7 protein-coding genes are annotated in these 5344 nt (G+C 64.6%); 5 read left to right on the top strand and 2 right to left on the bottom strand.

The genetic code is table 11. The features are described 5' to 3' along the window. Window positions 1–132 precede the first annotated feature (132 nt). Both WEA77_RS04825 and folE read right to left on the bottom strand, forming a co-directional pair. A complete protein-coding gene (locus WEA77_RS04825) occupies window positions 133–453 on the bottom strand; it encodes a hypothetical protein (RefSeq protein ID WP_368066731.1) in 321 nt (106 codons plus the stop codon). 161 nt (window positions 454–614) lie between these two features. Further along, window positions 615–1235 (bottom strand): GTP cyclohydrolase I FolE, encoded by a 621-nt coding sequence (gene folE / locus WEA77_RS04820; RefSeq protein WP_368066730.1) that lies wholly within the window; start codon window positions 1233–1235, stop codon window positions 615–617. 346 nt (window positions 1236–1581) lie between these two features. Here folE and cysS point away from each other — a divergent pair, with 346 nt between their 5' ends. The 5 genes from cysS (at window position 1582) to yidD (ending at window position 5073) form a co-directional block, all read left to right on the top strand. Next, the gene (gene cysS, locus WEA77_RS04815) at window positions 1582–2967 is read left to right on the top strand and encodes a cysteine--tRNA ligase (RefSeq protein WP_368066729.1); all 1386 of its coding nucleotides are present in this window, start codon (window positions 1582–1584) and stop codon (window positions 2965–2967) included. Then, window positions 2964–3500, top strand: a complete 537-nt coding sequence (locus WEA77_RS04810; RefSeq protein ID WP_368066728.1) for a histidine phosphatase family protein — start codon at window positions 2964–2966, stop codon at window positions 3498–3500. Before cysS ends, WEA77_RS04810 begins: the two co-directional genes overlap by 4 nt. Further along, on the top strand, window positions 3497–4117 hold the full coding sequence (locus WEA77_RS04805) for an exopolysaccharide biosynthesis protein (protein ID WP_368066727.1): 621 nt from the start codon (window positions 3497–3499) through the stop codon (window positions 4115–4117). Before WEA77_RS04810 ends, WEA77_RS04805 begins: the two co-directional genes overlap by 4 nt. 178 nt (window positions 4118–4295) lie before the next feature. Further along, a complete protein-coding gene (locus WEA77_RS04800; RefSeq protein WP_368066726.1) occupies window positions 4296–4739 on the top strand; it encodes an iron-sulfur cluster assembly scaffold protein in 444 nt (147 codons plus the stop codon). Window position 4740: 1 nt separating this feature from the next. Then, entirely contained in the window at window positions 4741–5073 is a 333-nt protein-coding gene (gene yidD / locus WEA77_RS04795; RefSeq protein ID WP_368066725.1) for a membrane protein insertion efficiency factor YidD, read from the top strand. Window positions 5074–5344 lie beyond the last annotated feature (271 nt).

Genomic DNA, 5344 nt, shown 5'->3' with positions numbered 1-5344 from the left:
TGTCTGGGCCTCTACGGGCTTCGGGGCGCCGGCCGGACCCTTGCCGGTGCTTTCAGGGCGCGCTGCCGAACATGAAAAGGAGGCGCTAAAGATCTACGAGCGCCTCCTGGAATCACATGTCTGAGGCGAGGTTTACTCGGTGGCGCCCGTGACAGTGGCGACGCCCGAGGAACCTTGCGACGTGGTGTACGGCGTGACGTGGCCGACCGTGGTGCCCCATGTTTCGAATGTGGCGCAATTATCGGCGCCGTTGACGCTGGAGCAGATCTGCTTGCCGGCCTCGTCCATCGTGTAGGCGACGGCGCCGCCGCCATTGAAGCTGACCGTGCCGTCATCGGCGAAGACGGCGACGAGCTTGTCACCTTCGGCCGGGGCAAACTCGACCGTCGTGGATGCGGCCATCGCCGGCAGGGCGCCAAGGGCGAGGGCGGCGAGGATAAGGCTGGTCTTCATGGTGTTTCATCTCCCGGGGTCTGATTCTTGTTGTTCGAGAACTCTACGCAGGAGAAATGATAGCGAAGCGGCTGGCAGGTTCAACTGTCTGCGAAAAACAAAACGCCCCGGCTGAAAACAGACGGGGCGTTTGAACGTCCGAAAAATGGCAGCGGCGCCGATCAGGTCTTCTGTTCACACATCCGCAGGAAGCGGTTGCGCAGGTCAGCGTCGGACTTGAACACGCCGGTGAACTGCGTGGTGATCGTGGTGACGTGCTTGTGGTGCACACCGCGCGTCGACATGCACTGATGCTCGGCCTCGATGAATACGGCCGTGCCCATCGGGGCGAGGCTTTCGGTGATCGCATCGCAGATCTGCGCGGTCATGGTTTCCTGCGTCTGCAGGCGCTTGGCGAAGATTTCGACCACGCGGGCAAGCTTCGAAATGCCGACCACAGCCTGCGACGGCATGTAGGCCACGAAGGCCTTGCCGAGGAAGGGCGCCATATGGTGTTCGCAATGGCTCTCCACCTCGATGTTCCGGAGGATGACGATGTCGTCATAACCCTGAACATCCTCGAAGGTTCGGCTGAGGTATTTTACGGGATCTTCCCCGTAACCCTCGAACCATTCCTTGTAGGCGTTGACGACACGCTTGGGCGTGTCGATGAGGCCTTCGCGGGCCGGATCGTCTCCTGCCCATGCGATGAGCGTGCGAACGGCTTCTTCAGCCTCCTGCTGGGTGGGGCGGCGCACGCAGTCCGGGCGCAAGGGGTCATTCTTGGGTGTCACGGCGTCCATGGCCAGTTTTAATCCTACTGAGGGACGGGGGTCGAGCCGGGGCACGGTGGCACGGACTTAACGCCCGCCCGGAGTTTCTACCCTCAGGGCGATGCGAAGGAACATAGTGCGCCAGCCCGGCCGTTTCCAGAGCTTTCCACGCGGAAGGTCGTTACCGGATCAGCACAAAATCAGCACAATCTTGGCTTTCGCTGCGTCAAGTGTTAGGGAAACCCCCATGATCCTGTCCCTGTTTACCGTTTCGTACCGCTGCACCTGTTGTCGCTGACGCTGCAACACGCCATTAGGGCGGCCTGAACCTAGCCCTGCAAAAGCCTGCGAACCGACAGACGGATACGAGACCGGGATGACCCTGAAACTTCACGACACCATGGTGCGCGAAAAGCGCGGCTTCCAGCCGCAGGATCCGAAGCGGATCACGATCTATGTCTGCGGCCCGACGGTCTACAATTATGCCCATATCGGCAATGCCCGCCCGCCGGTGGTGTTTGATGTGCTGCGCCGCCTTCTGATGAAGACCTATGGCGAAAGCTCGGTCCTGTTCGCGCGCAATATCACGGATATCGAGGACAAGATCATCAAGGCGGCGCTGGACACCGGCGAGCCGATTGCCGTGATCACGAAGAAGTATGCCGACATCTACAATGCCGATATGCTGGCGCTGAATGTGTTGGCGCCGACGGTTGAGCCCTGGGCGACCGGGCATGTGCCGGAGATGATCGAGCTTATCACCAAGCTTGTGCGCAAGGACTATGCCTATACTGGCAAGGACGGCGTCTGGTTCTCGGTGGCGGCAATGTCCGACTACGGAAAACTTTCCGGCCGTAAACCCGGCGACAATGAAGCCGGCGCCCGGGTTGAGCCGGGCGAGGACAAGCGCGCGCCGGAAGATTTTGCGCTCTGGAAGTTTGCCAAGCCCGGCGAACCGGAAGACGCGATCTGGGGTTCGCCCTGGGGCAGGGGCCGGCCGGGCTGGCATATCGAATGCTCGGCCATGGCGGCAAAGCACCTCGGCCGCACGCTCGACATCCATGCCGGCGGGGTGGACCTCACGTTCCCCCACCATGAGAACGAGATCGCGCAGTCCGAATGCGCGCACGGCGAGATCATGGCGCGCTATTGGCTGCACAACGGCTTCCTCGACATGGGCGGGGAGAAGATGTCGAAGTCACTCGGCAATGTCGTGCTGGTGCATGAACTCCTGAAAGAGTGGCCGGGCGAGGTGATCCGCTTTGCGATGCTGAGCGGGCATTACCGCGCGCCGCTCGACTGGACGCCGGAACTGCTGAAGCAGGCGAAAACGACGCTCGACCGGATCTATGGCGCGCTGCGCCGGGTCTGGGAGGCAGAAGGCGGCAAGGCGGCCTATCGCGGCATCCGTGACGCGCTGGAAGACGATCTCAACACGCCGGAAGCGCTGGCCGAACTGTCCGGCATCGCCTCGGCGGCCAATACGGCGGCGGACCAGAACGACGCCGCGATGATGGCGGCGACGCGGGCAGACCTGCTCGCGGCGGGCGAATTGCTCGGCCTGCTGACGATGACGCCTAAGGAGTGGGAACAGGGCGGCGACGCCGACGATACCGCCCGCATCGACGGGCTGGTTGCCGCGCGGATTTCGGCGCGGGCCGCAAAGGACTGGGCGGAAGCAGACCGGATCCGGAAGGCGCTGGCCGAAGAGGGCGTGGAAATCATGGACGGCGCGGGTGGCAGCACTTGGCGGCGGATATGATCCGGCGGCACGTCCTGGCGCTGATCGGCGCGGCGCTGGTGGCGGCCTGCGCTGGCACGCCCGCGCAAGTGCCGGAGGCTGAAGCGGCGAACCGCCTGTTCCTTGTGCGCCATGCGGAAAAGGCGGCTGGCGATGATCCCGCGCTGACCGCCGAGGGCGCTCTTCGGGCGGCGGCGCTTGCAGCGGCGCTCAGCGGTGAAGGCCTTACCGAAATCTGGTCGACCCGCACCAATCGCACGCAGCAGACAGCGGCGCCGATTGCGGCCCGGCTGGGCCTCGGCGTGCAGACCTACGATCCGCGCGCTCTTCCTGCCTTTGCCGCCGCGCTTGCTGATACGCGCGGCACGAAACTTGTCGTTGGCCATTCCAATACGACCGACGCGCTGGCGGCGCTGCTTGGCGCTGACCCGGGCCCGGTGATTGTCGAGGCGACGGAGTTCGACCGGCTGTATGTGATCGAGATCAGCGCGGACGGGATTGTCCGTTCCCGGATCGAACGGTACGGCGCGCCGTCCATGGCGGCGCCCGAATGAACCGCAACGGCACGACGGCGCCCGTCACCAACCTTCGGACGCTGATGCGGTCGCTGGTCCTCAATACACAGGGCGAGGACGTGACGGTCCGCGAGCTGATCAATGCGGTCGGGCGGCGGGCTTACGGGCCGGTCCTGCTGCTGCTCGGCTTCATCGCGGTCAGCCCCCTGACGATCATTCCCGGGTCCAATTGGCTGATGGGCACAGTCATCCTGATCTTCTCGATGCAGATCGTCATCGGACGCCGCACGCCCTGGCTGCCGAAGCGCGCGCTTGATTTCACGTTCAAGCGCGACCTGCTCGTGAAAGGCGCGCGCGGCAGCGAGAGATATGCCCACATGCTGGATGCGCTCGTGCGCCCACGTCTCGTGTTCCTGACCGAGGCGCCGTTCGTGCAACTCGTCGGCCTGGTCTGCGTCGGCGCTGCGCTGATCACCTATCCGCTGGGCCTGATCCCCCTCGGCCCGCTGCTGCCAAGCCTTTCGGTGCTGCTGCTGGGACTGGCGCTGACGGCGCGCGATGGGGTGGTGGTCCTGCTGGCCCTGCTGACCTTGTCGGGCGCTGTGATGATCATGTTGCGGGTCTTGCCTAAGCTGGCCCAGTTCTGGCCGTTCTGAAGCCGGCCTATCTGTCCAAATGGTAAATTGACGCAACGGAAGCCAGCGGGCATCTCCGGCCCATGGCTCCTGGGCCATTCTACACCCTCAACCGTCTGAGCCGCCCTTGCCTCCGGGCATCGGCGGCTCTTTTTTGGCACCCTTGCCCGCAAGCGAACGGCGGGCCATCTAGGCGGTCATGAGCGAGCTTTACCACAATCGCATCCTCGAACTGGCCGCCGAGATCGCGCATCTCGGCCGGCTGGCGGACGCCGAAGGCTCGGTCCTGAAGGTTTCCCGCGTGTGTGGATCGACTGTGAATGTGGACGTGAAGCTGGATGCAACCGGGGAGCGGGTGACCGAAATCGCGGTCGACCCGAAGGCTTGCGCCCTCGGGCAGGCGACAACCTCGATCCTCGCCGAACAAGCGGTGGGTGCGACGGTGGCAGAGATCCGCGCGGCGCGGGACGCCCTGCGCGCCATGCTGAAGGACGGCGCTGCGCCGCCCGAAGGACGGTTCTGGGAACTGCGCCATCTGGAGCCGGTGGCCGATTATCCACCCCGGCATGTTTCCACGCTCCTCGCTTTTGACGCGGCCGTCGCGGCAATCGAGGAAGCGCTGGCCGCCAGGGCGGGCGCCTGAAATGGGCCTGCGCCGCCGCGCCGCCTATGTGCTGCTGGCCATCTACAAGCATGGGCCAAGCCAGCTCTTCCAGCTCGCGGGTGCGCGGTGCCAGCATACGCCCAGCTGCAGCGAATACGGCGCCGAATGCGCGGCGCGCCACGGCTGGTGGCCGGGCGGATGGATGGCGCTGGCGCGTTTCATCCGGTGCAGGCCCGGGGGAAGCCATGGTTATGACCCCGCGCCGGAAACGAAACCCTCCGTTCCGTTCTGGCAGCCCTGGCGCTATGGCGACTGGGCGTCCGGCCCCAGAGACGGTTCAGGCGGGCTGGTTGAACCTGGCCCGGAAGCATGACATATCGGCGCTCATGAACGCGAAGCGCTTCCTCACCGGTCTGAACACGCGAACTCGCCAGGGTGCCTGAAGCGCCCTTGGCCCGCACCCCGTGTGCGCGCCCCTTCATGCACCCGGTAAATTCCTGACACGCCCCGGCAACTGCTCTGAAAACGGGGTGGGAATCGCGGTAAAGCCGCGTTAAGCACGGCCGCGCCAGACGCCCCTGCCGGATCACCCGAACTCTGCCGCCGCGCGCGGCCAGTCATAGAAACGAAGACACATGATAAAC

It is taken from the genome of Hyphomonas sp. (assembly GCF_040882205.1).
Taxonomy (GTDB): Bacteria; Pseudomonadota; Alphaproteobacteria; order Caulobacterales; family Hyphomonadaceae; genus Hyphomonas.
Note: the sequence above shows the minus strand (reverse complement) of the source record. Positions and strands in the feature narration are given on the sequence as shown.

Coding starts and splice junctions, on each gene's coding strand:
- WEA77_RS04805 (WP_368066727.1), top strand. CDS start 3,497: ATGAACCGCAACGGCACGACGGCGCCCGTCACCAACCTTCGGACGCTG.
- folE (WP_368066730.1), bottom strand. CDS start 1,235: ATGGACGCCGTGACACCCAAGAATGACCCCTTGCGCCCGGACTGCGTG.
- WEA77_RS04810 (WP_368066728.1), top strand. CDS start 2,964: ATGATCCGGCGGCACGTCCTGGCGCTGATCGGCGCGGCGCTGGTGGCG.
- WEA77_RS04800 (WP_368066726.1), top strand. CDS start 4,296: ATGAGCGAGCTTTACCACAATCGCATCCTCGAACTGGCCGCCGAGATC.
- WEA77_RS04825 (WP_368066731.1), bottom strand. CDS start 453: ATGAAGACCAGCCTTATCCTCGCCGCCCTCGCCCTTGGCGCCCTGCCG.
- cysS (WP_368066729.1), top strand. CDS start 1,582: ATGACCCTGAAACTTCACGACACCATGGTGCGCGAAAAGCGCGGCTTC.
- yidD (WP_368066725.1), top strand. CDS start 4,741: ATGGGCCTGCGCCGCCGCGCCGCCTATGTGCTGCTGGCCATCTACAAG.